Annotated in this window: 29 protein-coding genes and 1 tRNA gene; 14 read left to right on the top strand and 16 right to left on the bottom strand. The window is 63.3% G+C overall.

The window, feature by feature from the left end; translation table 11 throughout:
• Nucleotides 1-8: 8 nt before the first annotated feature.
• Nucleotides 9-773 (bottom strand): trehalose-phosphatase, encoded by a 765-nt coding sequence (gene otsB / locus YP76_RS08245; RefSeq protein ID WP_046763083.1) that lies wholly within the window; start codon nt 771-773, stop codon nt 9-11.
• Between the two features lie 70 nt (nt 774-843).
• Nucleotides 844-993, bottom strand: a complete 150-nt coding sequence (locus YP76_RS28175; protein WP_197707323.1) for a hypothetical protein — start codon at nt 991-993, stop codon at nt 844-846.
• Between the two features lie 132 nt (nt 994-1125).
• Between YP76_RS28175 and YP76_RS08240 the strand changes: the two genes are divergently transcribed.
• The 3 genes from YP76_RS08240 to YP76_RS08230 all read left to right on the top strand — a co-directional run bounded on the left by YP76_RS08240 (nt 1126) and on the right by YP76_RS08230 (nt 6214).
• Nucleotides 1126-2046: a LysR substrate-binding domain-containing protein gene (locus YP76_RS08240; RefSeq protein WP_198147445.1), complete on the top strand. Its 921-nt coding sequence runs from the start codon at nt 1126-1128 to the stop codon at nt 2044-2046.
• A 42-nt stretch (nt 2047-2088) separates the two neighbouring features.
• A complete protein-coding gene (gene parC, locus YP76_RS08235; RefSeq protein WP_046763082.1) occupies nt 2089-4377 on the top strand; it encodes a DNA topoisomerase IV subunit A in 2289 nt (762 codons plus the stop codon).
• Nucleotides 4378-4672: 295 nt separating this feature from the next.
• Nucleotides 4673-6214 carry a putative bifunctional diguanylate cyclase/phosphodiesterase gene (locus YP76_RS08230; protein WP_408640430.1) on the top strand — a complete coding sequence of 514 codons (1542 nt, stop codon included), beginning with the start codon at nt 4673-4675 and terminating at the stop codon, nt 6212-6214.
• On the opposite strand, the gene YP76_RS08225 is transcribed toward YP76_RS08230, so the two are convergent.
• From YP76_RS08225 to YP76_RS08210, 4 genes are read right to left on the bottom strand one after another with little or no spacing between them, the layout of a single operon-like run.
• Nucleotides 6178-7389 carry a CCA tRNA nucleotidyltransferase gene (locus YP76_RS08225; protein ID WP_046763081.1) on the bottom strand — a complete coding sequence of 404 codons (1212 nt, stop codon included), beginning with the start codon at nt 7387-7389 and terminating at the stop codon, nt 6178-6180. The genes YP76_RS08230 and YP76_RS08225 overlap by 37 nt on opposite strands.
• Nucleotides 7370-7981 (bottom strand): CoA pyrophosphatase, encoded by a 612-nt coding sequence (locus YP76_RS08220; RefSeq protein WP_046763080.1) that lies wholly within the window; start codon nt 7979-7981, stop codon nt 7370-7372. Before YP76_RS08220 ends, YP76_RS08225 begins: the two co-directional genes overlap by 20 nt.
• Complete coding sequence (locus YP76_RS08215; protein ID WP_046763079.1) at nt 7978-8544, bottom strand: DUF1285 domain-containing protein; 567 nt, start codon at nt 8542-8544, stop codon at nt 7978-7980. Before YP76_RS08215 ends, YP76_RS08220 begins: the two co-directional genes overlap by 4 nt.
• Nucleotides 8545-8589: 45 nt before the next feature.
• Nucleotides 8590-9081: a GNAT family N-acetyltransferase gene (locus tag YP76_RS08210; RefSeq protein ID WP_198147444.1), complete on the bottom strand. Its 492-nt coding sequence runs from the start codon at nt 9079-9081 to the stop codon at nt 8590-8592.
• Between the two features lie 168 nt (nt 9082-9249).
• On the opposite strand from YP76_RS08210, the gene YP76_RS08205 reads away from it, so the two are divergent.
• Nucleotides 9250-9633 carry a dihydroneopterin aldolase gene (locus YP76_RS08205; RefSeq protein ID WP_046763077.1) on the top strand — a complete coding sequence of 128 codons (384 nt, stop codon included), beginning with the start codon at nt 9250-9252 and terminating at the stop codon, nt 9631-9633.
• A gap of 74 nt (nt 9634-9707) precedes the next feature.
• On the opposite strand, the gene YP76_RS08200 is transcribed toward YP76_RS08205, so the two are convergent.
• Nucleotides 9708-10652 (bottom strand): isopenicillin N synthase family dioxygenase, encoded by a 945-nt coding sequence (locus tag YP76_RS08200; RefSeq protein ID WP_046763294.1) that lies wholly within the window; start codon nt 10650-10652, stop codon nt 9708-9710.
• Between the two features lie 104 nt (nt 10653-10756).
• Between YP76_RS08200 and YP76_RS08195 the strand changes: the two genes are divergently transcribed.
• Nucleotides 10757-11164, top strand: a complete 408-nt coding sequence (locus tag YP76_RS08195; protein ID WP_046763076.1) for an EVE domain-containing protein — start codon at nt 10757-10759, stop codon at nt 11162-11164.
• A gap of 134 nt (nt 11165-11298) precedes the next feature.
• Nucleotides 11299-11589 (top strand): hypothetical protein, encoded by a 291-nt coding sequence (locus YP76_RS08190; RefSeq protein WP_232307485.1) that lies wholly within the window; start codon nt 11299-11301, stop codon nt 11587-11589.
• A 70-nt stretch (nt 11590-11659) separates the two neighbouring features.
• On the opposite strand, the gene YP76_RS08185 is transcribed toward YP76_RS08190, so the two are convergent.
• On the bottom strand, nt 11660-11962 hold the full coding sequence (locus YP76_RS08185; protein ID WP_046763074.1) for a glycine zipper 2TM domain-containing protein: 303 nt from the start codon (nt 11960-11962) through the stop codon (nt 11660-11662).
• Between the two features lie 121 nt (nt 11963-12083).
• On the opposite strand from YP76_RS08185, the gene YP76_RS08180 reads away from it, so the two are divergent.
• On the top strand, nt 12084-12524 hold the full coding sequence (locus tag YP76_RS08180) for a cupin domain-containing protein (RefSeq protein ID WP_046763073.1): 441 nt from the start codon (nt 12084-12086) through the stop codon (nt 12522-12524).
• Between the two features lie 470 nt (nt 12525-12994).
• On the opposite strand, the gene YP76_RS08175 is transcribed toward YP76_RS08180, so the two are convergent.
• The 5 genes from YP76_RS08175 to YP76_RS08155 all read right to left on the bottom strand — a co-directional run bounded on the left by YP76_RS08175 (nt 12995) and on the right by YP76_RS08155 (nt 16905).
• On the bottom strand, nt 12995-13375 hold the full coding sequence (locus YP76_RS08175; RefSeq protein WP_046763072.1) for a YkvA family protein: 381 nt from the start codon (nt 13373-13375) through the stop codon (nt 12995-12997).
• Nucleotides 13376-13423: 48 nt separating this feature from the next.
• A tRNA-Thr gene (locus YP76_RS08170) sits at nt 13424-13498 on the bottom strand.
• A 29-nt stretch (nt 13499-13527) separates the two neighbouring features.
• Nucleotides 13528-14388: a hypothetical protein gene (locus YP76_RS08165; RefSeq protein WP_046763071.1), complete on the bottom strand. Its 861-nt coding sequence runs from the start codon at nt 14386-14388 to the stop codon at nt 13528-13530.
• Nucleotides 14385-15698, bottom strand: coding sequence for a replication-associated recombination protein A (locus tag YP76_RS08160; RefSeq protein WP_046763070.1), 1314 nt, complete (start codon nt 15696-15698; stop codon nt 14385-14387). Before YP76_RS08160 ends, YP76_RS08165 begins: the two co-directional genes overlap by 4 nt.
• Nucleotides 15699-15726: 28 nt before the next feature.
• Nucleotides 15727-16905, bottom strand: coding sequence for a glycosyltransferase family 4 protein (locus tag YP76_RS08155; RefSeq protein WP_046763069.1), 1179 nt, complete (start codon nt 16903-16905; stop codon nt 15727-15729).
• Between the two features lie 123 nt (nt 16906-17028).
• On the opposite strand from YP76_RS08155, the gene YP76_RS08150 reads away from it, so the two are divergent.
• The 4 genes from YP76_RS08150 to YP76_RS27670 all read left to right on the top strand — a co-directional run bounded on the left by YP76_RS08150 (nt 17029) and on the right by YP76_RS27670 (nt 19013).
• Entirely contained in the window at nt 17029-17247 is a 219-nt protein-coding gene (locus YP76_RS08150; RefSeq protein WP_046763068.1) for a hypervirulence associated TUDOR domain-containing protein, read from the top strand.
• Nucleotides 17248-17304: 57 nt separating this feature from the next.
• Nucleotides 17305-17955 (top strand): MOSC domain-containing protein, encoded by a 651-nt coding sequence (locus YP76_RS08145; RefSeq protein WP_046763067.1) that lies wholly within the window; start codon nt 17305-17307, stop codon nt 17953-17955.
• Between the two features lie 359 nt (nt 17956-18314).
• Nucleotides 18315-18563 carry a hypothetical protein gene (locus YP76_RS08140; RefSeq protein ID WP_046763066.1) on the top strand — a complete coding sequence of 83 codons (249 nt, stop codon included), beginning with the start codon at nt 18315-18317 and terminating at the stop codon, nt 18561-18563.
• Nucleotides 18564-18641: 78 nt separating this feature from the next.
• The gene (locus YP76_RS27670) at nt 18642-19013 is read left to right on the top strand and encodes a hypothetical protein (protein ID WP_157035709.1); all 372 of its coding nucleotides are present in this window, start codon (nt 18642-18644) and stop codon (nt 19011-19013) included.
• A gap of 60 nt (nt 19014-19073) precedes the next feature.
• On the opposite strand, the gene YP76_RS28170 is transcribed toward YP76_RS27670, so the two are convergent.
• Together YP76_RS28170 and YP76_RS08130 are read right to left on the bottom strand one after the other, a co-directional pair.
• Complete coding sequence (locus YP76_RS28170) at nt 19074-19244, bottom strand: hypothetical protein (protein WP_176596524.1); 171 nt, start codon at nt 19242-19244, stop codon at nt 19074-19076.
• Between the two features lie 451 nt (nt 19245-19695).
• Nucleotides 19696-20834, bottom strand: a protein-coding gene (locus tag YP76_RS08130) for an IS3 family transposase (protein WP_157035679.1) whose coding sequence is annotated in 2 segments (ribosomal slippage) — nt 19696-20567 and nt 20567-20834 — 1140 coding nt in all. Because the reading frame shifts where the segments join, the coding sequence is not laid out codon by codon here.
• Between the two features lie 250 nt (nt 20835-21084).
• Between YP76_RS08130 and rnr the strand changes: the two genes are divergently transcribed.
• The gene (gene rnr / locus YP76_RS08120) at nt 21085-23394 is read left to right on the top strand and encodes a ribonuclease R (RefSeq protein WP_046763293.1); all 2310 of its coding nucleotides are present in this window, start codon (nt 21085-21087) and stop codon (nt 23392-23394) included.
• Nucleotides 23395-23418: 24 nt separating this feature from the next.
• Here the strand turns inward: rnr and YP76_RS08115 are convergent, their stop codons facing one another.
• Complete coding sequence (locus YP76_RS08115; protein ID WP_046763064.1) at nt 23419-23874, bottom strand: universal stress protein; 456 nt, start codon at nt 23872-23874, stop codon at nt 23419-23421.
• A 205-nt stretch (nt 23875-24079) separates the two neighbouring features.
• On the opposite strand from YP76_RS08115, the gene YP76_RS08110 reads away from it, so the two are divergent.
• Entirely contained in the window at nt 24080-25408 is a 1329-nt protein-coding gene (locus YP76_RS08110; protein ID WP_046763063.1) for a pyruvate dehydrogenase complex dihydrolipoamide acetyltransferase, read from the top strand.
• Nucleotides 25408-25818 carry an acyl-CoA thioesterase gene (locus YP76_RS08105; protein WP_046763062.1) on the top strand — a complete coding sequence of 137 codons (411 nt, stop codon included), beginning with the start codon at nt 25408-25410 and terminating at the stop codon, nt 25816-25818. Before YP76_RS08110 ends, YP76_RS08105 begins: the two co-directional genes overlap by 1 nt.
• Nucleotides 25819-25837 lie beyond the last annotated feature (19 nt).

The raw sequence follows: 25837 nt of genomic DNA, 5'->3' as shown, positions 1-25837 counted from the left end.
CCATCCGATCAGCCGGTCGCAGCGACCCCCTGCGCAAGATAATGCCTGACGGCGGCAACCTGTTCCAAAGAGAATGCGGCGAGCGTCGGTCTGGGCACGCCGACCAGAATGCCCGCGCCGCCCAGTTCGCGCGCCGCGGCAAAACCTTCCTCATCCGTGATATCGTCGCCGATGAAGACCGGTGTGCCGCCGGCCATCGGCCGGCGTTGCATGAGGGACTGGACGGCGCTGCCCTTGTCGGCGCCGCCGGGACGCAATTCGTAAAGCATCTTGCCGGGTTGCACAGCCAGTCCGAGTTGTTCCGCCAATGCCGTGGCCAGGTCGCCGGCGGCCGCGCCCCATTGCGGGGCTCCACGGAAATGAAGGCCGACGCTGATCGTCTTGCGTTCGACCAGGACGCCGGACTTGCCCGCGGCGAAGGTCTGGAAGGCGGCTTCCGCCTCATTGATGGCGGGCAGGCGGGCGGGTGCTTCGACGGGGGCGTCCGGCTCCGCGAATTCCAGGCCGTGCGTTCCCGCAAGCAGAAAGGCCGCAAAACCGAGGTCGCGCAGCGTTGCCACCGAACGGCCGCTGACGATGGCCAGGCGCCCGTCCAGGCGATCGCGAAGCTGGCCGAGCAGGACGAGCAATTCATCGTCCACGACCACCCCGTCCGGCGTATCCGCAATGGGAGCGAGCGTGCCGTCGAAATCGAGGAACAGCGCCGCCCCCTTCAAGAGCGCGGGTGGCGGAACGGGTAGATCGGGAAGAGGGGAAAGATGGGAATCGGGCACGGGCGCAAAGTGGCGGATGCCGTGGATTGTGCAAGTCCCCTCGATTGCGCCTCGTCGCTTTTCCGGGACTTCATCGCCGTTGCTCTGCCCATGGCGCGGACCAGGCGATGCGGTGAAGGGTGCAGAAGGGCTGCATGATGGCGGCGAGGATGCCGAAGGGTCGTTCATGACTTTCGGCGTGGAATTGCTGGCGCAGACGAGCATCGTCAGACGAACGCATGACGGGGTCCTTTTTCCATGAATGTAATCGCGAATTGATTGTCGTTTCGCTGTTATGCTTTTGCCGTGTTTCCGTAGCGGATGCCAATAAAAGGCTGGACGAGACATATAAGGCTGGCTTATGAAAAAGCGCATGAGCCAGCTGCCTCCGCTTTCCGCCGTTCGCGTGTTCGAGGCCGCGGCAAGGCTGGAGAATTTCACTGCCGCCGCGCAGGAATTGGGGATGACGCAGGCGGCCGTCAGTTATCAGGTGAAGTTGCTGGAGGAGCGGCTGGGCCTCAGCCTGTTCCAACGGGCGGGGCGCAAGGTGGCGCTGACCGACAAGGGGCGGGAGATCGCGTCCGTCCTCACCCGTGCCTTCGACCAGATGCGGCAGGGTTTCGCTGCGCTGACGCAGGATCATTCCACGGTGCTGACGATCAGTTGTTCCAGCAGTTTCGCCCATCTCTGGCTGGCGCCGCGGATCGGGGCGTTCCAGATGCGGCAGCCGGGGCTGGCGGTCAGGATCGATGCGACCGACCGGGTGGTGGATTTCGCCCGCGACGGCGTGGATGTCGCGGTGCGGGGCGGGCAGGGCGACTGGCCGGGCGTCGAGGCGAAGCTGCTCACCCATAACCGGCTGGCGCCGCTGTGCAGTCCGGGCTGGCTGGCCGAAAATGGACCGATCGACGATGCGCGGGCGCTTCATGCCATGCTGCGCCTCTCGCCCGACGACATGTGGTGGCATGAATGGTTTGCCGCGATGGCGGTGGAGGGCGATGGCGACGCGCTGCTACCGGGGATCGCGCTCGATTCCCAGGTGATGGAGGGGCGCGCGGCCATGGCGGGGCAGGGCGTCGCCATCGTCAACCTGTTCCTCTGGAAGGCGGAGGTCGAGGCGGGCCTGCTGGTGGAAGCGGTGCCATCCTATGTACGGGAACGGGCAAGCTATTGGGTGGCCTATCCGCCCCATGCGCGCAACACGCCCAAGGTGAAGGCCTTTCGCGACTGGATCAGCGCCGAGTTCGCGCGGGAAATCGCGGCCGATCCGGACGGGCGTTACCTGCCGCGCTAAACTTCGTTTCCGTTTTGTCGCGGCGCTGCTATTCCGATCCCGATGACCGATTTTCGCGACCCGTTCGACGCTATCAAGGATCACCCGTTCGACGATGCGCTGTCCCAGCGCTATCTCGTCTATGCGCTGTCGACGATCACGGCGCGATCGCTGCCGGACCTGCGCGACGGGTTGAAACCGGTGCATCGCCGGCTGCTCTGGGCGATGCGGTTGCTGCGGATGGAGCCGGGCGGTGCGTCGCCCGACGTGCTGGTCGCCAATCCGGCGCGCAACACCACCTCCTACAAGAAATGCGCCCGCGTCGTGGGCGACGTCATCGGCAAATACCACCCGCATGGCGACGCGTCGGTCTATGACGCGATGGTGCGTCTGGCGCAGGATTTCTCGCTGCGCACGCCGCTGGTCGACGGGCAGGGCAATTTCGGCAATATCGACGGCGATAATGCGGCGGCCATGCGCTATACGGAGGCGCGGCTGACGCAGGCGGCGGCCGACCTGATGGCGGGGCTGGACGAGGGCACCGTCGAATTTCGCCCGACCTATAATGGCGAGGACCAGGAGCCGGAGGTTTTCCCCGGCCTTTTCCCCAATCTTCTCGCAAATGGCGCAACCGGCATTGCGGTCGGCATGGCGACCAGCATCCCGCCGCATAATGTGTCGGAACTGATCGATGCGGCCAGCCTGCTGATCGACAATCCCGATGCCGAACATGCCGACCTGATGCAGATCGTGCGCGGTCCGGACTTTCCTACCGGCGGTGTGCTGGTCGACAGCTCCTCCATTATTTCAGAGGCTTATGCGACGGGGCGGGGATCGTTTCGAACCCGCGCGCGCTGGCACAAGGAGGATGGCGGACGCGGCACCTGGGTCGCGGTGGTCACCCAAATCCCCTTCCAGGTGCAGAAATCCAAGCTGATCGAGCAGATCGCGGCGCTGATCAACGACAAGAAGCTGCCGATCCTGGCCGATGTGCGCGACGAGAGCGATGAACTCATCCGCATCGTCATCGAACCGCGCGCCCGCACTGTCGATCCCGATGTGCTGATGGACAGCCTGTTCCGGCTGACCGATCTGGAAAACCGTTTCCCGCTGAACCTGAACGTGCTGGACGCGACGCGCACGCCACGGGTGTTGGGCCTCAAGACGGTGCTGGTCGAATGGCTGAAGCACCAGATCGACGTGCTGGTGAAGCGCGCGCAGCACCGGCTGGAGAAGATCGCGGCGCGGCTGGAACTGCTCGACGGCTATATCATCGCCTATCTGAACCTCGACCGGGTGATCGAGATCATCCGGACCGAGGATGAGCCGAAGGAAGTGATGATGGCCGAATTCGGCCTCAACGACCGGCAGGCCGAGGCGATCCTCAACATGCGGCTGCGCAGCTTGCGCAAGCTGGAGGAGATGGAGCTGCGGCGCGAACATTCGGAATTGCTCAAGGAACGCGACGAGCTGACCAAATTGGTCGAAAGCCCGGCGCGGCAGCGGACGCGGCTGAAGAAGGATCTGGCGGACCTGCGCAAGCGCTATTCGCCGGAGAGCGAATTCGGCAAGCGGCGCACCCTGGTCGAGGAAGCGGCGCCGGCGCGGGAAATCCCGCTGGAGGCGATGATCGAGAAGGAACCGATCACCGTCATCCTGTCCGAGCGCGGCTGGATCAGGGCGATGAGCGGGCATCGTGACCTTGCTTCGGCCGATACGCTGAAGTTCAAGGAAGGCGACGGTCCGATGATCGCCTTCCACGCGCAGACGACCGACAAGCTGCTGCTGGCGACCGAGACGGGGCGCATCTTCACCCTGGGCGCGGACAAGCTGCCGGGTGGGCGCGGTTTCGGCGATCCGGTGCGATCGCTGGTCGATATGGACGGGACCGGCAATATCGTTGCCTTGATGCCCGCGCGGACGGGCGGCGAACTGTTGCTGGCGTCGTCGGACGGTCGCGGATTCGTGGCAGCGGTGGCCGATGTGATCGCCGAAACGCGCAAGGGCAAGCAGGTCGTCAATGTGCGAACAGGCGCGAAGCTGAGCGTCGTGCACCCGATCGCACCGGAAGCCGATAGCGTCGCGGTGGTGGGCGAGAACCGAAAGCTGCTGGTGTTTTCCCTGATCGAAATGCCGCGCATGGCGCGCGGGCAGGGCGTGCAGATGCAGCGTTATCGCGATGGCGGCCTGTCCGATGCGATCGCCTTCCGCCTGTCCGATGGCCTGAGCTGGACCATGGGTGGCGAGACGGGGCGGACGCGGACGGAGGCGGACATGACGCCATGGCGTGTGGCCCGCGGTGCCGCGGGCCGGATGCCGCCTACCGGATTCCCGCGGGATAACCGTTTCTGATCGGCTGATATTTTATCTATTATATATCGGAATCGGGAAATGTCGTTTCCCGAATATTTACCGATTGCTCCTATTGCCGGGTCCCATGGAATCCACGTCGATGCGTGATCGGCCCGATGATATGCCGAAAGTCGAGCTCCTGCCCGGGGTCGATGACGCGCATCCCGTGCACCCGGTGACGATGAGCGAGTGGCTGGCCGCCCTGCCTCATCCATCTGCGACATTTTCGTTCGAAAACAATATTTTATCCGTCGTTGCTATCAATTCATCTTTTCGCAGATATTTCGATCCGACGATGGATGAGGCTGTGAAGCCGGCCCATGCCGCAGAATGGCGGAACCGCATCGTGCAATATGTCCAGTCGGCGCGTGATTCGGAGAGTTTCGAATTGCGGCGCGACGGCGTTCTGGGGCCGGAATATTTCCATTGCACGTTGGGACGGCTGCCCGAATTGGAAGGGCGGCCGAATCTGTTTTTGTTCACGGCGCTCGACCGGACCAGCGACCGCGCGATCGAGAAGAATCTGCGCCGGGAATTGCTGTCCGATGGTCTGACTGCCCTGCCCAATCGTACGGGTTTCGGTGAGGAGATCGACGACCGGCTGAGGAACACGCCCTGGCCCGACAATGCCCAGTTCGGCATCATCGCCATCGATCTCAGCCGGTTCAGCCGGGTCAATGAATCGCTGGGGCCGATGGCGGGCGACGAATTGCTGATCACGGTCGCCAAGCGGCTGAAGTCCAGCCTGCGCCAGGGAGATGTGCTGGCACGCATCGGCGGTAATGATTTTGCTGTTTTTGCTCGTTTGAACAACGGCTTGTCGGATGCTCTTCACATCGTTCAGCGTATTCGCGATGCGCTCAGCTATCCGATTCGGCTGAGCGATCTGCAGATTCGGGTCGATTGCGCGATTGGCTGCGCGCTGTCGCTCAGCCTGTCGGAGGACCCGGACGATGTGGTTCGCAAGGCGCAGGCAGCGGTCAAGATCGCCAAGCGCAGCGGCAAGGTGGAAATCTATCGCAACGGTGTGCTGAAGGAAGCGCAACGGCGTTTTTCCGTGGAAAGCCGTTTGCGCGATGCGCTGGCGCAGGGGGGGCTGACGCTTGCGTTCCAGCCGCTCATTCATTTGCAGACCGGCGAGATCACCGGCTTCGAGGCGTTGGCGCGCTGGAATGACGATGAACTGGGCGATGTGTCGCCCACCGAATTCATCGCGGTGGCCGAAGAAAGCGGCCTGATCACCCCGCTGGGGCGTTGGGCAGCCTATGAGGCGGCACAGGCGCTTAGCCGTTGGGACGCGAAATTCGGACAGCCTCTGCCGGTAGGCGTCAATGTGAACCTGTCGCCCATCCAGATGGCGCGGGATGATGTGGCCTCCATGTTCGAGGAAGCGCTGCGTTATTCGGGGATTTCGGGCAATCGGCTGACCGCCGAACTGACGGAAAGCGCGATCGTCGCCGATCCGGAGAAGGCGAAGAAGCTGCTCTTCGCCCTCAAGGACCTGCACATGCCGATCGCCATGGACGATTTCGGCACCGGCTATTCCAACCTGGCCAGCCTGCACAGCCTGCCGATCGACATATTGAAGATCGACCGCAGTTTCGTCAGTTCGATGCTGGAGGATCGCGACAAGGAGATCATGGTCCGGACCATCCTGTCGCTGGCCGAATCGCTGGGCCTGCATGTCACGGCCGAGGGGATCGAGACGCAGCAACTGGCCCATGCGCTCCAGAATCTGGGCTGCTGGCAGGGGCAGGGCTATTATTTCGCGCGGCCGATGGCGGAGGCGGATGCCTTCGACTATTGGCGTGCGCGCTGGAATTTCGAGACGGTCTGATCCGCGATTTCGGCGAGGCGGATGTCGTCGGGAAAACCCTCCGCCACCCATATGGCCTGAACCTCCGCCAACGCCTTTGCCACATCGGGGCCCGGCTGAAGGCCGCGCGCGATGAGCACGCCACCGCCGAGCGGCAGGCGGGGCGGGGTCCAGTTCTCCAGCATGGCCAAGCCGTCGAGCGGCGCGGCGGGATCGAGCAGAATGCGATCGATGGCCCCCTCCATGCCGATGGTGAAGGCAAGGGCGCGGGGCGGGATGCCTGAGGCCGGAGCTTCCAGCGCGATTGTCAGGCGTTTGCGGGCCTTGTTGGACAGTTTGAGCCGGGCGCCGACCTGATCGGCGATGCGCGGGTCGCGCGGCAGCAGCGCGGCCAGGCGGCGCAGGGCTGAAGGCGCTGTGGCCGATGCGGTTTCGCGGACGATCAGGGTCGAAAGCTGGTCGAGACTGTTCTGGTCGACCTCCGGCATGACCGGCAATAATATCCCGCCGTCGACCATGAGCTGGAGCGAGGCCAGCGGGGCCGCGACGGCCAGCAATTTGAGCAGCTCGTCGGCGATCCTCTCGCGCGACAGTGCCATCAGGCTGTTGGCGGCGGTGCGGCAGGCGGCATAGGCTTCGTCGTCGGGTTGCTCATCGCCGAAGCGGGCGAGGAAGCGGAAATAGCGCAATATGCGCAGATGATCCTCCGCGATGCGGGCGCGGGGGTCGCCGATGAAGCGAACGCGATGGGCCTGGAGGTCGGCCACGCCGTCGAAGAAATCCGTGATTTCGTGAGTGACAGGGTGGGCGTACAGGGCGTTGATGGTGAAATCGCGCCGGGCGGCGTCCTCCCGCCAGTCGCCGGTATAGGCGATGGTCGCCCGGCGGCCGTCGGTGCTGACGTCGCGGCGCAGCGTCGTGATCTCGACCGGCCAGCCGTGGATGACGGCGGTGATGGTGCCATGGTCGATGCCGGTGGGGACCGCCTTGATCCCCGCGGTCTTGAGGCGGTCGATGACGGACTGGGGCGTCAGGTCGGTGGCGATGTCGAGATCGCTGACCGGCAGGCCCAGCAGGCCGTCGCGTACGGCGCCGCCGACGAAGCGGGCATGGCCCTCGGCCGCGCCAAGTGCCGCGAGCAGGGCGTCGAGGCCGGGGCGGTGGCGCCAGTCGGCGTCAGGTAGCAAGCTGGTCATGGCCGAGCCTGCGCGACAGATTGGCGAGGATGGCGGCAGTAATCCCCCAGATGCGGCGTCCTTCCCACATGATTTCGTAATAATGCCTTTCAGATCCTTCAAATTCCAATGATTTCTTTATTCTGTTGAGGGGGTCGAGGGCGAAGGCGAGGGGCAGTTCGAACAGTTCGGCAACCTCCGCCTCCTGCGGATGGAGCGGGAGGTCGGGCGGGATCACGCCGAGCACGGGGATGATGTCGAAGCCGGTAAAGGTATGATAGCGGTCCGATGTGCCGATGATGTCGACCATATGAGGAATGAGGCCGATCTCCTCCTGCGCCTCCCGCAGGGCGCCGGCGATTTCATCGGGATCATTGTCGTCGACACGGCCGCCGGGGAAGGCGACCTGGCCTGCATGCTTGCGCAATCTGGCCGAGCGCTGGGTGAGGATGAGGCCGGGTTCGGTGCGGTCGGTGATGGCGACCAGCACGGCGGCCGGGGCCAGGATGAGTTCGCCTTCTATGCGCGGATCACGGGTGTCGGACGGCAGCAGGCCGACTTCGCGCTCATGCCCTTCCTTCAAGGCAATCCGCAGACGATCCGCCAGGGTCATGCCGATCCGTCCAGCGCGAAGAAGGCGCCGTTGCTCCAGAGGCCGATGGGATCGGCGCTTTCGTCCAGCGCGAGGTTCATGAGTTCATAATAGACGCTGCGGGCGATGAGCGCGTCAAGCCCGGCGCGGACGTGGAGATAGGGATGCGGTCCGTCGGGTGTTTCCCGCAGGATGAGGGCGTTGTCGGGGCCGGCGGCGACCAGATCGCCCGTGTTGAGGCGGAAGGCCAGGCTGCGTGTCCGGCCCTCTCCTTCGGTCTTGAGTTCGACCGCGACGAACGGGGCGTCCTCCACCTCGATCGAGAGTTTCTCGACCGGGGTGACGAGGACGTAGCTGCCGTCGGATTCGCGGCGCAGGATGGTCGAGAAGAGGCGGACCATGGCTTCGCGGCCGATGGGGGAGCCCTGATGGAACCAGGTGCCGTCGCGGGCGATGCGCATGTCGCTGTCGCCGCAATGGGCGGGGTTCCAATTTTCGACCGGAGGCAGGCGCTTTTCCGCCAACAGGCGGGCGATGTCGGTCAGGGACAGGCTGGCGAGATCGGGGGGCGGCTCCATCGGCATGAGGTCGAGATAGGATCGCTCGGGCGCGAAGGCAAAAGGGAAATTTCAGGCCTGGATGCTGATGCGGGGGCCGAGCATGCCCAGGCCGCCGATCGGGCGGCCGTCGACCGAAAGGGCGAGCAGGCGGCGCGGCTCGAACGGGCCGGGACAGTTCCAGCCGGCGGTGCCTTCCGCCGAAAAGCCCCAGAAGCGGCCATAATATTCGGGATCGCCGATCATCATCAGCGGGTCGCTTTTCTGCGCGCGGGCGGCGGTGACGACGGCGTCCATCATCGCGCGGCCATGACCGGTGCCCTGCACGGTCGGATCGACGGCCACGGGACCGACCATGATGAGGGGCGTCTGGCTGCCGTCTTCATGGGTGAGGGCGACAGGCCAGCTTTGCAGCGAGCCGATGAGCCTGCCCTTCTCATCCTCGATCCCGAAGGACAGTTCGGGAAGCCAGGGCATATGATCGCGAATCAGATAGGCTGTGCGGCCGTGCCGGTCGGGGCCGAAGGCCGCGTCGAGCAACCGCTCGACGGCGTCCTGCGACATGATGTTGAGGGGCACTATCACAGACACGTCTTGCCGATCCGTCCTCAATGGCGCATGGACGCGCCGAGAGCGGCGGGCTTTAGCGCGTGGCTCGCAAAATAAAAGTCTAAACTGGACCCATCCGCGGCAGACCATGGCCGCAACGACAAGGGCCGAATGTGGCGAGCTATGAACAGCGGATTTGACGATTTTCTGACGTTGGAGGTCAATCATCTGGATGTCGATGTCCTGACCGGCATCTATTCGGAGGAGACGCACCTGCCGCAGCCGCTGCGCATCTCGATCCGTGCGAAGCTGAAGGTCGCGGATCATTATGAGCCCGATACGCCGCTGTCGCGGTCCAAAAACTATATGGACCTGAAGCATGCGGCGACCACGGCGCTGCCCGAAGGGCAGCATTTCACGCTGATCGAGGCGGTGGCCGACCATATCATCGAGACGATCTTCCTCCAGGACGACAAGGTCAGCCATGTCGAGGTGAAGATCGTGAAACTCGCCCTGAGTGAAAAGGGCGAGGAGATCGGGATCACCATGGGGCGGGGACGGAGGTAGGTTCCTGATCTCCGGGTGCGCATCGTTTCGATCGAAGCGCTTCGTGCTCCTGCCTGCGCAGGAGCACGGTGAGCCTACCCCTTGATCAGCCCGATTTCCCGCAGCCGTTCCGTCAGATAGTCGTGCGCGGTGATAGGAGCCTCGCGCCTGGGATGCTCCGCGTCCACGCATTGGGGCAGGGCATCGATCAGGAAATCCGGACGCAGGTGCAGGAAGAAGGGCATGGAATAGCGTGAATAGCCGCGCCGTTCCGGCGGTGGATTGACGACGCGGTGGCTGGTCGAGGGCAGATGATGGTTGGTCAGCCGCTGGAGCATGTCGCCCACATTGATGGCCAGCGCGCCCGGCGGCGGCACGACCGGCAGCCAGTTGCCGTTGCGGTCCTTGAGCTCCAGCCCGCCTTCCTCCGCACCCAGCAGCAGGGTGATGAGGTTGATGTCCTCATGGGCGCCCGCGCGGATGCCGGGGGCTTCCGCGGAGACCGGCGGGTAATGGAGCAGGCGCAGGATCGAATTGCCGTTCTCGATCGGCTTGTCGAACCAGCGTTCCGGAAGGCCGAGATAGAGCGCGATGGCGGAGAGCAGTTCGGCGCCGACGCGGTCGAACTCCGCATAGAGGCGTCCGAAGGTCTCGCGAAATTCGGGCAGTTCGTCCGGCCATATATTGGGGGGCATGGACTCGCGGAGCGGGTCGCCCTTGGGCAGGTCGCGCCCGACATGCCAGAATTCCTTGAGATCGTTCTCGCTCGCGCCCTTGGCGATCTCCACGCCGAAAGCGGTATAGCCGCGCTGGCCGCCATTATATTTGGCGTCGTAGCGGCGCTTCGCCTGATCTGGCAGGGCGAAGAATTGGCGGGCGAGCGCCCAGCCCTTGTCGATCAGCGCCTGGTCCATGCCATGATCCTTCACCATGGCGAAACCGAAACGCTGGAAGGAACCACCGAAGGCGGCGGAAAAATCGGCCTTCGTCATATGGCCCAGGGACAGGACGGGCACCTGGTCGAGCACCGATTGCGACACTTCATTCTCCAAGATCAACAGGATCGGCCCGGTACGCCATCGGGGCGTCACGCGGACATGCTCCCATCCTTGATCGTCCTCGACGGCTGATGCAAGGAGAAGCCATGAACTACTGGCTGATGAAATCCGAACCCGATGTCTTCTCCTATGACGATCTGGTCGAAAAGGGGAAGGCGGAATGGGATGGGGTGCGCAACCATGCCGCCCAGAACAATATGAAGGCGATGAAGAAAGGCGACCTGTCGATCTTCTATCACAGCAATATCGGGGTCGAGGCCGTCGGCATCATGCAGATCGTCGAGGAAGCGGCCCCCGACAGCACCGACGAGACGGGCAAGTGGATCGCCGTCCATGTGGGGCCGAAGGAAAAGTTCGAAAAGCCGGTGACATTGAAGACGATGAAGGCCGATCCGGCGCTGGCCGAGATGGTGATGATCCGCCAATCGCGCCTGTCCGTGTCCCCGCTGACGGAAGCGGAATTCAAACATATCATATCTTTATCAAAGGCTTGAGAAGGCGGTTGCGGGAAATGCAATCGTTTCGCCTTTGTTTGCGATTGTCGTTTTGCCGCAGTGCACCATAAATCGGTCCCAACAGAAAAGAATATTCCAGAGGTGTTTGATCGGCATTCACAAGGAGTTGACCCATGCGAATGCTGTCCAAGTTTGTCCTGTCCGCCCTGTTGGCCGCTGGTGCCGCGACCGCTCCGGCCCATGCCGAAGAGGCTGCCAAGCAGAAGTTCACGCACGAAGGCTATACCTATGTGTATGACGTCAAGGACACCAAGACCGGCAAGGTGATTTCCGGCCGTCGTTACCCCGACGCCGTCGCCTTCAACCTGTCCGTCAAGAACGGCCGCGTTTCGGGCGTTTCGGGTGGCCAGGCCGTGACCTTCAAGGTCGAGGATGCCCGCGGCGCGGCAACCTCCGCCGAATAAGCTTTTCGGAAGCTTCCGTTAAAAAAGGGCGGCTCCCGACCGGGAAGCCGCCCTTTTTTCATTTCTTGTGTTAGCGGCAGCGACGCTTGCTGTCGATTTCCTTGCCGAGCAGCGCGCCGCCCGCGGCGCCCAGGATCGTGCCGGTGGCGCGATCGCCACGCGTATCGATGGCGCGGCCCACCAGGGCGCCGCCGACGCCGCCGACGATCAGGCCGGTGGTTCCATCGGACTTGCGGCAATAGGTGCGGCCGTCGCGACCGCGCCATTCGCGATATTCATAATGGCGGCGGGCATTCGCGCCGTCCGTGGGAACAGCCATCGAAACGGGGATGGCCAGGGAAACGGCGGCCAGGGCCATAAGGGTCTTGCGCATTTTATCTCCTCCAAAAGACGTGCTTTGGTCGTTCAACTCGCCCATATTGATCGAGGTTGCATGAACCTGTGACAACGACACATCCTATTGTTTTTGAATAGATAAAATTTGAGGTGAAGCGATGATCGGGCAGGATGAAGCGGCGGCAAGGGCGTTGATCCGGTCTCTCGACCTGTCACCCCATCCGGAAGGGGGATGGTATCGGGAGACCTGGCGGGCGGACGCCGGGCCGGGCACGCGCGCATCCGGAACGGCGATCTATTTCCTGCTGGAAGCGCACCAGCAGTCGCATTGGCATCGGGTCGACGCCGACGAGCATTGGTTCTGGCACGCCGGTGTGCCGCTGATCCTTTCCGTCGCCGAAGAGGGCGGTCCGGTGCGGGAGTGGCTGCTGGGCGGTGATGTGATCGCCGGGCAGCGGCCCCAGGGGCTGGTCCCGGCGCATCATTGGCAATCGGCGCGCCCCATGGGAGGCTGGACCCTCGTAAGTTGCACCGTGGTCCCCGGCTTTGAATTTTCGGGTTTTACGCTGGCGCCGGAGGGGTGGTCGCCGGCCGACTGAACCTCATGGAAAAATTATCCACATTTATCCACAGCTTTAGGGGGAGGCCGTCTTAGGAGGGCAAGATTCCGCTTTGAACGACTCGCTTTTGGTGAGAGCATTCTCTTATCGGAAAGAACGGGAGACAGAGAAATCTGGATGCCAAAGTCAGTGAGAAATCAGTGACTTGAAGAACTTTTCGAGCGTCGGGAAAGAAGCATGGACCGGAAGGAAAATGCGGAAATCCGATGGTTCTCAATAGACGATGCCGTGCACGCGCGAAAGTGAACGTCGGGTATCGAATAGAGAGGACAGGCTGCGGGAGAACGGCCGACCGGCCGGGCAAACGGAGCCGACACGATAGCAAAGCCTTTGAGGCGGACCTATCGCGCGCCGAGTCCGATGATCGCATCTTGAAAGAGAAGCGGATCGAGAGACACGACGGAAGTGGGGACCGGCAGAAATGCCGGCCCCCATTTTGCGTTGGGGCGTCAAGCGAAGCGGCGCAGTGCCCAAAGGCCGACCAGAAGCGTCAGGCCCAGCCACAGCAGGACGATCAGCGTCATGGCGATCCGGCTTTTCGGCCGGTCCGTCATGTCCTGCGCTTGCGTGCGGAAATCGGCCATCAACGCGGGCGGGATGAGGTGGATCGCCAGCATGATGCCCAGGGGAAGGACGATCAGGTCGTCCAGATAGCCCAGGATCGGGACAAAGTCCGGGATAAGGTCGACCGGGCTGAGCGCATAGCCCGCGACGCCGGCGGCGACGAGTTTGGCGGTCAGGGGCGTGCGGCTGGCGCGGGCGGCGATCCACAGCGCGATGATGTCGACCTTCAGTTCCCGCGCCCAGCTTTTCAGGCGTTGAAGTGCCATGCTGTGACTTTAGGGGAAGATCACCCTGCTGCAAATATGGGAAACGCATGGTGCCGGATGAGGGGATCGAACCCCCGACCTTCGGTTTACAAAACCGCTGCACTACCGCTGTGCTAATCCGGCCCATCATTCTGGTGGGGAGCGCCTTACTATCAGATGATGCCGAACGTCCAGCCCTCTGTTGCCGCGATTTTTTCATCGAGGGGCGCGGGGTTCCACAGGCTGGGGCGCGGCGCGGCGCGGCGGAGCCAGGCGGCGGTGAGGATCGCATCCGCGCCGTGATCGTCCGGCGGCAGGCCGACATGCGGTTGCGATTCGACCGCGATCAGGGCGTCGTTGAGCGCCGCCAGGTCGCGCATCTTGGCCTTGCCCTTGGGCCGGCCGGCGGCGCGGGCGGCTATGCTGGTGTAGATTTCGACGACCAGCGAGCCGGTTTTGGGCGGCGGGTCGAAGGGCCAGACCGGGACATGGGTGTGGACATGATGGAGCAGGCGCATTCCCGCGAAACTCGCCTTGGCAACCTGCGCCGCGCCGATCGCGTCATAGACGGTGGAGGGTTTGCCGCCGCCTTGCCCATTGTAATGGCCTTCGCAGGCGCGGTTGTGCATATAGTCGGCCTTGATGCCGTCCGCCTTGCCGAAATAGAAATGACGGCGGTGGGTATGTTCCAGCAGGCTGGCGGCGCCCAGATCCTCATCCTGGCAGACGCTGTCGACATAGGCCCAGAAGGCGGGGCCGGCGGTCGGCACTTCGTCGCCGGGAAGGTAGCTCTGCCGCGCGATATAGGGCGGGGCAAAGCTGAAATCGAAGCCGAAGAGGGTGGGCGCTTCGCGCGCGGTCCGGATCAGCCAGTCCGCGACGGCGCGGCGCGACCAGAAGCCGCCGCCCTTCGGTTGCTGGAGCGTGGGAACCGCGGCTCCGGCTTCGCAAAGGGCGACGGCTATGCCCTTGTGGCGCGAACCCTTGGCGCCGGACCAATCGATGACGGCGTAGCGGGTGAAGCGCGGCGTCATTTCCCGCTGCGTTCGGCTCTCAGGCGGTCCCAATAGGCCAGACGTTCGGCGATGCGCGCTTCGAAACCGCGTTCGGTGGGAGAATAGAAGGTCTGGGGCTGCATCTCCTGCGGCCAGTAATCGTCGCCGGAAAAGCCTTCGGCAGCGTCATGGTCGTACTGATAGCCCTTGCCATAGCCGATCGTCTTCATGAGCTTGGTCGGAGCGTTCAGGATATTCTGCGGCGGCATCAGCGAGCCCGTCTCGCGGGCGGATTTCCAGGCGGACTTCATGGCGCTGTAGGCGGCGTTGGATTTGGGCGCGGTGGCGCAGTAGAGGCAGGCCTGGACGATGGCGAGTTCGCCTTCGGGAGAGCCGAGAAATTCATATGTATCCTTGGCGGCGAGGCATTGGACGACGGCCTGCGGGTCGGCGAGGCCGATATCCTCCACGGCGAAGCGGACAAGGCGGCGCAGGACGTAAAGCGGTTCCTCGCCCGCCGTCAGCATGCGGGCGAGATAATAGAGTGCCGCCTGAGGATCCGAGCCGCGCAGGCTTTTGTGCAGCGCGGAGATGAGGTTGTAATGGCCCTCCCGATCCTTGTCGTAGACCGCGACGCGGCGGTGCAGCAGGGCGGAAAGGCCCGCCGGATCGAGCGGTTCGGGAATGTCGATGGAATAGAGGGTTTCGACCTGGTTGAGCAGGAAGCGGCCGTCGCCGTCCGCGCTGGCGAGCAGGGCTTCGCGGGCAGCCGGATCAAGGGGCAGGGGGCGGCCGGTCAGGGCTTCGGCGCGGTCGAGCAATTGTTCGAGGGCGCTCGCATCCAACCGGCGCAGGATCAGCACCTGCGCGCGGGAAAGAAGCGCGGCATTGAGTTCGAAACTGGGATTCTCCGTGGTCGCGCCGACCAGGGTGACGGTACCGTCCTCTACGAAGGGCAGGAAACTGTCCTGCTGGGCGCGGTTGAAGCGGTGGATTTCATCCACGAAGAGCAGGGTCTTCTCGCCACGCCGGGCATGTTCCCTGGCAGTGGCGAAGACCTTCTTGAGGTCCGCGACGCCGGAGAAGACGGCGGAGATCGGCTCGAAGCGCATGCCCACGGCATCCGCGAGCAGGCGGGCAATGGTGGTCTTGCCCGTGCCCGGCGGGCCCCAGAGGATGATCGAGGAAAGGCGTCCTGCCGCGACCATGCGGCCGATCGCGCCTTCGGGACCGGTCAGATGATCCTGCCCGACGACGTCGGCCAGCGCGTGCGGGCGCAGCTTGTCCGCGAGCGGGGCATCGGCCGGGGTGGATGCAGGCAGGTCGTCGGGAGCGAAAAGGTCAGCCATCACCCGCGATATAGGGTTGGATTTGCTTTCAGGGAACAGGACTCGAGCGCACGATCGCGCCATGTTCGCGCTGGCGGATCACGCGCACATAGGTGTCGACCAGTGCCTGGTTCACCTGATCCCAGCCATAATGATCCGCCTCCGCCATGGCTGCTGCGCCGGCGGCGGCGCGGGCGGCCGGGTTGGTGCAATAGGCGGTCAGGGCGTCGGCGAAGGCGGTGATCGCGCCGGGGCGGATAAGGCGGCCGGTGACGCCTTCGGAAACCAGGCTCTCGCTGCCGGTGGCGCGGGCGGCGACGGTGGGGAGGCCGCAGGCCATGGCCTCCAGCGTCACATTGCCGAAGGTTTCGGTGACGCTGGGGTTGAACAGCATATCCATGCTGGCGACCGCGCGGCCGAGATCGGGGCCTTTCTGGAAACCGGTGAAGACGGCGTTCGGCAGGCGGTTCTCGAACCATTCCCGCGCGGGGCCTTCGCCGACGATCAGTACCTTGTGGCGTACATTTTTCGCGGTCAGATGGTCGATCGTGTCGGAAAAGACGTCGAGGCCCTTTTCCATCACCAGCCGGCCGATGAAGCCGATCACCGGTTCGTCATCCGCTATGCCGAGCGACTGGCGCCAGTTCGTGTCGCGGCGGCCTGGATTGAATATGTCCCGGTCTATGCCGCGGGTCCAGATGCCGACATCATAGCTCATCCGCTGTTCCCGCAGCAGTTGCGCCATCGAATCGGACGGTGCGACGATGGCGTCGCAGCGGCGGTAGAAGCGGCGGAGCAGCGATTCGATCGCCGGCTCCAGAAAGGCGAGGCCGTAATAGCGCGGATAGGTTTCGAAGCGCGTATGGACCGATGCGACGGCGGGAAGCCCGTGTTTGCGTGCCCAGGCAACGGCGCGATGGCCAAGCGGATCGGGGCTGGAAACATGGACCAGATTGGGACGAAACGCAGCGAGGTCGCGGCGCACGGCGCCCGACATACGGTAGGGAATCCTGTATTCGCGGCGGCCAGGGACGGAAATCGAAGGCGCGCTGACAAGATCGCCGGTCGGTTCGAACGCCGGGGTGTCGGTGGTGGCGGAATAGACGCGTACGGCCGCACCCTGCCGCAGCAGATAGCCGACGAAGCGATTGAGCGCTTGGTTCGCGCCATCGCGGACATAATTGTAATTGCCGCTGAAGAGCGCGACGCGAAGGCCCTTAACATCCATCCGCCGCCCTTAACGCAGACAATCGCAAAACCCAAGGGAACCGCGAAGCTATTCGGGATTTTTGCGTATCGGCAGCAATGATGGCCGGCCGGCGCGGTTGTTCCCTACAGGAGAGAATGCTTGATGACCGAAAGCTTTCGCAAAGGAGCGAGGGTCAAATGGAATTGGGGGCAGGGCGTCGGCCGCGGAAGGGGCGCGGAACGGTTCGACCGGCATGTCGAACGGACCATTGAGGGTGCGCTGATCCGTCGCAACGGGTCCAGCCGCAATCCGGCCTATTTGGTGACGACCGACAGCGGCAGCGAGGTGCTGAAGCTGGAGTCCGAATTGTCCCCGGCCTGAAGCCGCTTTCATTCCACTGGACTTGGTCAATGGCCCGCCTTCGTGGCAAGGGAGGTCATGACCATGATATCCATGACCGTCGATGCCTTGCTGACCGGCACGCCCGTCCCCTTTCGCGATGGGGACTATAGCGCCATCGCCAAGAAACCGGTCGAAGGGCCGGTGCGGATCGGCTGGCTCGGCCTTGCGGGCGATGCGGTGGCGGACAGCCTGCACCATGGCGGCTGGGACAAAGCCATCCATCTCTATCCGCAGGATCATTATGCCTGGTGGCGCGAGCGGAAACCGGGGCATCCGCTGCTCGATGCGCCGGGGGCCTTTGGCGAGAATATCGCATCGCGCGGAATGACCGAGGAGGAGATTTGCCTGGGCGATCGCTTCTCCCTGGGCAGCGCGGTGGTCGAGGTGAGCCATGGGCGGCAGCCCTGCTGGAAGCTCGACCATCGCTTCGGCGCGCGGGATGTCATGGCGACGATCGTGAAGACGGCGCGGTGCGGCATTTATGTTCGCGTGGTCCGCGAGGGTGAGGCGGAGGCCGGGATGCGGATGGACCTGCTGGAGCGGCCCTTGCCGGATTGGTCGATCGCGCGGGTGTTCCGGTTGCTGATCGGGGGCGGGCACAAGGGCGAGCCGGATGCGGTGCGCGCGCTGGCCGGGATGTCCGTGCTGGCCGAGGCCTGGCGGGAGCGGGCGCGGAAATTGGCCTGATCGGTCGACGGGTTTCGACCATTCGAGGACGTTCAGTCTTTCGCAGCGCGTTCCTGATTGCGGACGTTCAGGCGCAGCGGCAGAAGGTCAAAAGTTACTATTCTAGTAGCGTAAGGGACTATCGCCATTTGATCTTGTTCGAGAATTTACCGGCTATGAGTTGCCCGTTTGGGCCTAAAGCGGGCAAAAAGCGAGCACGTGTAGACAGAAGGTTGCATGCGATCGCATTCCATTCTTGAGGGGCATCGCTTGATGTCACCTCACACCGGACAACTTTTCCCTCTGCGTCTATATGGAGCGTGTACTTGGTCGTTCCATTAACGCTACCAAAGCGCGGAAACAGATTGCTATCCTCGGGTGTGATCCAAGAAGCCGGGCTCGCGCGAGGTATTGGCTTGCTTCGATCGATTTCTGATAAAGGAATTATCTTCGCGCCTGTCGGCATATCCGAAGCTGAGATCGGCATGGCGGCGAGCCAGAGGGCCGAAACCGACGTCGCGAATGTTTTTTTCATGGCCAAATTCTACCCCGACAACAACTTGGTATTTATTTCCTGTGGGCCTGCTGGCAGGGGAGTGTCAACTCAGCAGCATTCCCTTAACTTCTGACGCTAACAGTCAAAGAGATGAACCGCCGAGCGAATTCGACCACTTGCAGACTTTTAGGCATGGTGTGAAAATGCCTAGATGCGGACATTCCTTTTCCCCTTCATCGCTTTAACATCTTGCGGATCAGGACCGATAAAAATCGCTGCGGATCGGTGCTGGACTGTATCGGTCGGCGATCAGGTGGAAGGCACAGCGATACTTCATGCCTATGCTGAGCAGGGTTGCATCGAATGCGGCGCCTATCTCACCTCCGATCAGTGCCCCGGAACAACCGATTTTGCCGCAGCCAATGAAGCCGTCGATGGGGCGTATGACAGAATTGTTCATACCTCTCGCCCTGACAAAAACGGGTTTATCGAGCAAAAGGTGCGTTTGTCTGGTCAGGTCATCGCAAACGGTGCGACGGGAAAACCAATGATCCAAGCTGAGCGCTTAGAATTGGTTGAATAGCGCCATTCGCCTCCAAAACCGGACTATCGCCAAACCACCCGTCGTCGCCGTTCAAACCTTTCATACGGCCTCTTGAATAGATAGCTGCAAAGGCGTCGCGCTATCGACAAAAAGCCGCGTGCCGTCCTCAAATTCTATGAGAATTTCTGTTTCCCGGAATCGAGCAATCCGTCTGATGGCCTTGCCTAGCAACATACATGTTGCTCGCTCGCTTTCTTCATCCAATGTCATGAACTTTATCTTGCATGAGGATGGTCAGGTTACCACAGCTATCGGCTCCGAAGCAGACGGTCCACTACCCACCCGTTTATCCGTTTAGATGCTCTTCTATTTGCGACAGTAATTCGCTTCCTCTCGCGCTGGTGGCAATTAGACATGGCTCGTCCCACTCCCATTCCAACAGAAAGCTTTCGCCCCCGAAGGTGATGTCGGAATATGACGCTGACCGCCGCTCCGCGATCTGCCCAAAAAGCGTGGTGATGACGTCACGGACTGTATCGGAATCGTCCGCTCCAAATTCCAGTGATGATCCACCGTTGAGAGGTGGCTGGGGTAGTCTGAACAGGGATCGGCATTCGATAAGTGGATCATCTGCCGGTTTCATCATCGAACTGCCGATATGGGGCGTCATGCAGGGAGGGCGAAGCCCGACCGGAGTGACGCCCCATATCGGCAGCAAAATTCATGCTGCCATCGCAATAGGCAGGTTGTCAAAATATGCCTGGTCCGGGGTCCGGGCGCCAAGGCTCGAATGCGGCCTCCTTGCGTTGTAAAAGTTCAGATAACGACCGATCGATATCCGGGCTTCGCTAACCGCGGCGTAGGCGCGCAGGTAAACTTCCTCATATTTCACCGAGCGCCACAGGCGCTCGACCACCACATTGTCGCGCCATGCGCCTCGGCCGTCCATGCTGATGGCGATTTCCTCCCGGTGCAGCACGCTGGTGAAGGCGTGGCTCGTGAATTGACTGCCTTGATCCGTATTGAAAATCTCGGGCTTGCCGTAGCGCGCCAGGGCTTCCTCCAGCGCCTCGACGCAGAAGTCGGCCTCCATCGTGATCGACACACGCCAGGCCAGGACCTTGCGGCTGAACCAATCCACGATGGCCACGAGATAGACGAACCCCCTCGCCATCGGGATGTAGCTGATGTCAGTCGCCCAGACCTGGTTGGGCCGCACAATCGGTACTTTGCGCAGCAAATAGGGGTAAATCTTGTGCCCTGGCGTTGGCTTCGATGTGTTCGGGCGACGGTAAATCGCCTCGATCGCCATCTTCTTCATCAGCGTGGCCACATGCTGGCGGCCGATCTCGATCCCTTCCTGCCGCAGCAGATCGCGCAGCATCCGGCTACCCGCGAACGGAAATTCCAGGTGCAGTTCGTCGATGCGCCGCATGATCGTCAGATCAGCCACCGAAACCGGCCTGGGCAGGTAATAAACGCTGCCCCGGCTGATCCCCAGTTCCCGCACCTGCCGCGATAGCGGCAAACTGTGCGAACGATCGATCATCGCTTTGCGCTCGGCAACAGACCGGCCTTCCCGAGCGCGCCGGCCAAAAAATCATTCGCCAGCGTCAACTCACCGATCTTGGCATGCAGTGTCTTCACGTCAACCGGCGGCTCGCCCGTTTCCGATGCCTTGTCCGAACCAAACACACCGGCCGCGCCCTCCAGCAACTGGCTACGCCACGTCGTGATCTGGTTCGGATGCACGTCAAACTGCTGCGCCAACTCGGCTAGCGTCTTCTCGCCCTTCACGGCAGCCAGTGCCACCTTCGCCTTGAAAGCCGGACTGTGATTCCGGCGGGGTCGTTTGCTCATCTCTGCTCCTGTCTCGCAGCCATCCTGGCCACCGTCAGGCAGAAAATCCACTTATCTCAATGTTCAGTTTTGCCAGGCCACCTCTTTTGGAAGCGCGAGAAGAGTTACAGCCATATCGAATGATGCATGGCTTATGTCTGTTTTGGCAAGACCCGTGCCGATACCCGATATTCCGCTTTCCACCCAAATCCACCGCCCGAACATTCCGCAGGCACTGGCGCGGTCCGGCGGGTCTCCCTATAGCTGGTCCATGGCATCGACCGAAAAACAGAAGAAATCCGCATCTTCCCGAACCAAGGTGCGGCCCGCCGGTTTTCCGACGCGCGAGCAGGTCATGGATTTCATTGCCTCTTCCGACCAGCCCGCGGGCAAGCGGGAAATCGCGAAAGCCTTCGGCCTGAAAGGCGCGGAGAAGATCGCGCTCAAGGCGCTGCTCAAGGACATGGCGGATGAAGGGCTGATCGACATCGGCCCGGCGCGCGCCTTTCACAAGATGGGTGGCGTGCCCAAGGTCACGGTGCTGCGGATCGTCGATGTCGACGACACCACATTGATCGCGACGCCCGAGCGCTGGGAGGCAGAGGGACAGCCCGCGCCCCGGTTGCGGGTCGTCGAGCGGGGCAAGCGCGGCGCCCTGACCATCGGGGACCGCATATTGGCGCGAACCGAGGAGGCGGGGCGCGGCTGGGTCGCGCATCCGATGAAGAAGCTCGCCAAGGCCAGCGAGGAATTGCTGGGCGTGGTGGAGGAGGGCGAGGGCGGCAAGCTGTGGTTGCGGCCGGTCGACAAGCGGATTCGCCGGGATACGCCGATCTCCGACGTGGGAAGCGCGAAAAAGGGTGATCTGGTGCTGGCGGAACCTGTGGGGCGGCCGCCGCGGATCACGGCGCGGGTCACCGACATATTGGGCGATCCCTTCGCGCCGCGCAGTTTCAGCCTGATCGCCATTCACAAACATGGCATTCCCCATGTCTTTTCCGAGCGGGTGGAGGAAGAGGCCGTGTCGGCGTCCGGTATCGCCCTGCATGAGGAGAAGCGGGAGGATCTGCGGCATTTGCCCATCGTCGCCATCGATCCGGTCGATGCGCGGGACCATGACGATGCGGTCTGGGCGGCGCCGGATGACGATCCGGCCAATGCGGGCGGCTACAAGGCGATCGTCGCGATCGCCGACGTCAGCTATTATGTCCGGCCGGGCAGCGCGCTGGACCGGGAGGCGAGGAAGCGCGGGAACAGCGTCTATTTCCCCGATCTGGTCGTGCCGATGTTGCCGCATCAGCTTTCCTCCGACATGTGTTCGCTGCGGGCGGGGGAGGACCGGGCGGCGATGGCCTGCCACCTCGTCCTCGACGCCGCGGGCAAGGTGAAGAGCTGGCGTTTCTCCCGCGCGGTGATCCGGGTGGCGGCGGTGCTGGCCTATGAGGATGCGCAGGCGGCGATCGACGGCACGCGCGAGGAACCTCTGTTGGAGGATGCGCTGAAGCCGCTCTGGGGCTGCTGGGCGCTGCTGCGCAAGGCGCGGGACAAGCGGGAGCCGTTGGCGCTGGACCTGCCCGAACGGCGGGTGGTGCTGGACGAATTTGGCAAGATCGTCAGCGTCGCCGTGCGCGAGCGGCTCGACGCGCATATGCTGATCGAGGATTATATGATCGCCGCCAATGTCGCGGCGGCCAAGGCGCTGGAACAGAAGAAGGCGCCGGTCATGTACCGTGTCCATGAGCCGCCGAGCCGGGACAAGCTGGTGGCGCTGAAGGATTATCTGGCGACGTTCGACATCGAATTCGCGCTGGGACAGGTGGTGAAGCCTTCCACCTTCAACCGCCTGATCGAACGCGTCGGGGAGGCGGAGGAAAAGCCGCAGATCATGGAGCAGATATTGCGCAGCCAGACCCAGGCCTATTATACGCCGCAGAATATGGGGCATTTCGGGCTGGCGCTTGGCTCCTACGCCCATTTCACCTCACCGATCCGGCGTTATTCGGACCTGTTGGTGCATCGCTCGCTGGTGGGCGCCTATGGGCTGGAACTGCCCGCGCCCAAGGGCGGCACCATCCCTGACCGGACTTCGCTCTCCGGCGAGGACATGGAGAATATGGGCCGCGTCGGCGAGATGATCAGCCAGCATGAGCGGCGGGCGATGGAGGCGGAGCGGGAGACGATCGACCGCTATGTCGCGGCTTTCCTGGCGGCGCATGTCGGCGATCTGGTCGAGGCGCGGATCACCGGAGTGCAGAGTTTCGGTTTCTTTGCGACGGTCGAGGGGCTGGGCGGCGACGGGCTGGTGCCGGTGTCGACGCTGGGCGACGAGCGCTTCTTCCATGACGAGGCCGGGCGCGCGCTGGAGGGCGTGGAGAGCGGGGACCGCTATACGGTCGGGCAGCGGTTGCAGTTGCGGTTGGTTGAGGCGGACCCGATCAACGGGGCCTTGCGGTTCGAATTGCCCGATGCGCTGCCGCAACGGCCGAGTTTCAGGAAGGACCGGGCGCGGCCGGGGATCAAGCGGGGGCGACCGGCCAATATCCGCCATATCGGGGCGAAGCGGGGAAAACACCGGCGGTAGGGCGTTTCAGGTTCGCATGGGGCGTCAACTCAGCCGATCGATGGCTTCGGCATCCAGGCCGCCGGGGATGATCATGATCGGGCAGGGCAGCTTGCCCGCATCGGCGCCCGCGAAGTGCGAGACGAGGACGCCGGGATGGCCGCTGGCGGCGGCACCCAATACCAGGGCGGCGACGTCGTCCATTTCCTCCAGCGTATGGCGCACGACCGTCACCGGATCGCCCTGGCGCACGGTGATGCTCGGGCGGATGCCGGATTCGTCGGTCAGCGTACCGGCTGCACTGGTGACCAGTGCTTCGGCGCGTTGCAGGGCTTCATCCTCCATGGTCGCCTGGACCCCGCCCCACTGGACGAACTCGGCAGGGGGGATGAGGGCGAGGATGCGAACCGCGCCAGCCGTCTTGGCGGCGCGGCGGGCGGCGAAACGGAGTGCCGTTTCCGCCTCGGCCGATTCGTCTACGACAACCAGATATGTCCGCATGGCTTGCCCGTTTCCGCAGTTCGAAGCCCCTTTACCGGAGCGTTAAGTCTGGTTTGTTGAACCTATATGGTTACACGCGAACCAGTCTGGTGAAATGTGGCCCAATATCGGGCTTTGCGCAAGGCGTGGCCTTGACCGCCCCGGCTAAAGCGCCGAAACGGCTGTCATTGCCCCACACGCGATAAAGATGAGAGGCCCCCAGTTCATGAGCAAGACGATCCAGATGCCTGCGCTGTCCCCGACCATGGAGGAGGGGACGCTGGCGAAATGGCTGGTCAAGGAGGGCGACACGGTTTCGTCCGGCGATCTGCTGGCCGAGATCGAGACCGACAAGGCGACGATGGAATTCGAGGCCGTCGATGAAGGTGTCGTCGCCAAGATTCTGGTCGCCGAAGGGTCCGAGGGGGTGAAGGTGGGCACCATTATCGCCATCATCGCTGAAGAAGGTGAGGACGTGTCGGCAGCGGCCGCCGGCAGCGCTTCCCCAGCACCCAAGGCCGATGCGGTTCCTGCCAAGGCGCAAGCCGCGCCTGCTTCTGCCGCACCTGCCTCCGCCACCGCCGCGCCGAAAGCCGACTCCGTGCCAGCGAAGGCGGCGTCCGATGGCCGGGTGAAGGCCAGTCCGCTTGCGCGCCGTCTTGCCGAGGCGAAGGGCATCGATCTGGCGACCATATCGGGGACCGGCCCCAATGGCCGCGTGGTCAAGGCTGACCTGGAGGGTGCCGTACCGGCGGCCCGAGCGGCTGCCCCGGCTGCTGCACCGGTTTCGGCCGCTTCGGCTCCGGCTGCTTCGGCTCCGGCCGCCGCGCCCGTGGCTGCGCCCGCCGCCGCGCAGGATTTCGGCATTCCGCACGAGGTCATCAAGCTTAGTGGCATGCGCAAGACCATTGCCCGTCGCCTGACCGAATCCAAGCAGCAGGTGCCGCATATCTACCTGACCGTGGATGTGCAGCTCGACAAGCTGCTGAAACTGCGGGGCGAATTGAACGCGGGGCTGGCCTCCCGGGGTGTCAAGCTGTCGGTCAACGACCTGCTGATCAAGGCGCTGGGCGTCGCGCTGATTCAGGTGCCCGAGTGCAACGTGCAGTTTGCCGGTGATCAGATGCTGAAATTCCAGCGCGCCGACATCTCGGTGGCGGTATCCATCCCCGGCGGCCTGATCACCCCGATCGTCACCGAAGTCGACAGCAAGGGCGTCGCCGCGATCTCGACCGTGATGAAGGACCTTGCCGCCCGCGCCAAGGACGGCAAGCTCAAGCCCGAAGAATATCAGGGCGGCACCGCCTCGCTCTCCAACATGGGCATGTTCGGCATCAAGCAGTTCGAAGCCGTCATCAACCCGCCGCAGGCCATGATCATGGCGATCGGCGCGGGCGAGAAGCGGCCCTTCGTCATCGACGACTCGCTCCAGATCGCGACCGTCATGTCGGCGACCGGCAGCTTCGACCATCGCGCCATCGACGGGGCGGACGGCGCCCGCCTCATGCAGGTCTTCAAGGAGCTGGTCGAAAATCCGATCGGCATGCTGGCCTGATGTCCAGCAAGGTCGACGAGCTGCCACCGCAGGAAAGCCCGGCGGTTCGCGTGATCGCCATGCCGGCCGATACCAATCCCTATGGCGATATTTTCGGCGGCTGGCTGATGAGCCTGATGGATTCGGCGGCCGGTTCGGTCGCGGCACGTCACAGCAAGGGCCGGGCCGTGACCATCGCGGTCGAGGGCATGACCTTTCTGCGTCCCGTCGTCGTGGGTGACGAGGTGTCGGTGTTCGCAACGCTGAAATCGGTCGGCCGCACGTCGATGCATATCGCCGTCGAAGCCTGGCGGCGGACGCGTCATGACGACCGGTCCTATCGCGTGACGCAGGCGACTTTCACCTTCGTGGCGATCGGTGAGGATCGCCAGCCTCGTTCGGTGCCGCCCTTCACCCCTCCGGCGGCGTGACCTAATTTCATTGAGAAGC

The sequence above is a fragment of the Sphingobium chungbukense genome, assembly GCF_001005725.1.
Taxonomy (GTDB): Bacteria; Pseudomonadota; Alphaproteobacteria; order Sphingomonadales; family Sphingomonadaceae; genus Sphingobium; species Sphingobium chungbukense.
The sequence above is the reverse complement of the archived record's forward strand: the minus strand, read 5'-3'. Positions and strand labels throughout refer to the sequence as shown.

Coding starts and splice junctions, on each gene's coding strand:
- YP76_RS28175 (WP_197707323.1), bottom strand. CDS start 993: ATGCGTTCGTCTGACGATGCTCGTCTGCGCCAGCAATTCCACGCCGAA.
- YP76_RS08240 (WP_198147445.1), top strand. CDS start 1,126: ATGAGCCAGCTGCCTCCGCTTTCCGCCGTTCGCGTGTTCGAGGCCGCG.
- parC (WP_046763082.1), top strand. CDS start 2,089: ATGACCGATTTTCGCGACCCGTTCGACGCTATCAAGGATCACCCGTTC.
- YP76_RS08230 (WP_408640430.1), top strand. CDS start 4,673: ATGGATGAGGCTGTGAAGCCGGCCCATGCCGCAGAATGGCGGAACCGC.
- YP76_RS08225 (WP_046763081.1), bottom strand. CDS start 7,389: ATGACCAGCTTGCTACCTGACGCCGACTGGCGCCACCGCCCCGGCCTC.
- YP76_RS08220 (WP_046763080.1), bottom strand. CDS start 7,981: ATGACCCTGGCGGATCGTCTGCGGATTGCCTTGAAGGAAGGGCATGAG.
- YP76_RS08215 (WP_046763079.1), bottom strand. CDS start 8,544: ATGCCGATGGAGCCGCCCCCCGATCTCGCCAGCCTGTCCCTGACCGAC.
- YP76_RS08210 (WP_198147444.1), bottom strand. CDS start 9,081: ATGTCGCAGGACGCCGTCGAGCGGTTGCTCGACGCGGCCTTCGGCCCC.
- YP76_RS08205 (WP_046763077.1), top strand. CDS start 9,250: ATGAACAGCGGATTTGACGATTTTCTGACGTTGGAGGTCAATCATCTG.
- YP76_RS08195 (WP_046763076.1), top strand. CDS start 10,757: ATGAACTACTGGCTGATGAAATCCGAACCCGATGTCTTCTCCTATGAC.
- YP76_RS08190 (WP_232307485.1), top strand. CDS start 11,299: ATGCGAATGCTGTCCAAGTTTGTCCTGTCCGCCCTGTTGGCCGCTGGT.
- YP76_RS08185 (WP_046763074.1), bottom strand. CDS start 11,962: ATGCGCAAGACCCTTATGGCCCTGGCCGCCGTTTCCCTGGCCATCCCC.
- YP76_RS08180 (WP_046763073.1), top strand. CDS start 12,084: ATGATCGGGCAGGATGAAGCGGCGGCAAGGGCGTTGATCCGGTCTCTC.
- YP76_RS08175 (WP_046763072.1), bottom strand. CDS start 13,375: ATGGCACTTCAACGCCTGAAAAGCTGGGCGCGGGAACTGAAGGTCGAC.
- YP76_RS08165 (WP_046763071.1), bottom strand. CDS start 14,388: ATGACGCCGCGCTTCACCCGCTACGCCGTCATCGATTGGTCCGGCGCC.
- YP76_RS08160 (WP_046763070.1), bottom strand. CDS start 15,698: ATGGCTGACCTTTTCGCTCCCGACGACCTGCCTGCATCCACCCCGGCC.
- YP76_RS08155 (WP_046763069.1), bottom strand. CDS start 16,905: ATGGATGTTAAGGGCCTTCGCGTCGCGCTCTTCAGCGGCAATTACAAT.
- YP76_RS08150 (WP_046763068.1), top strand. CDS start 17,029: ATGACCGAAAGCTTTCGCAAAGGAGCGAGGGTCAAATGGAATTGGGGG.
- YP76_RS08145 (WP_046763067.1), top strand. CDS start 17,305: ATGACCATGATATCCATGACCGTCGATGCCTTGCTGACCGGCACGCCC.
- YP76_RS27670 (WP_157035709.1), top strand. CDS start 18,642: ATGCGGACATTCCTTTTCCCCTTCATCGCTTTAACATCTTGCGGATCA.
- YP76_RS28170 (WP_176596524.1), bottom strand. CDS start 19,244: ATGACATTGGATGAAGAAAGCGAGCGAGCAACATGTATGTTGCTAGGC.
- rnr (WP_046763293.1), top strand. CDS start 21,085: ATGGCATCGACCGAAAAACAGAAGAAATCCGCATCTTCCCGAACCAAG.
- YP76_RS08115 (WP_046763064.1), bottom strand. CDS start 23,874: ATGCGGACATATCTGGTTGTCGTAGACGAATCGGCCGAGGCGGAAACG.
- YP76_RS08110 (WP_046763063.1), top strand. CDS start 24,080: ATGAGCAAGACGATCCAGATGCCTGCGCTGTCCCCGACCATGGAGGAG.
- YP76_RS08105 (WP_046763062.1), top strand. CDS start 25,408: ATGTCCAGCAAGGTCGACGAGCTGCCACCGCAGGAAAGCCCGGCGGTT.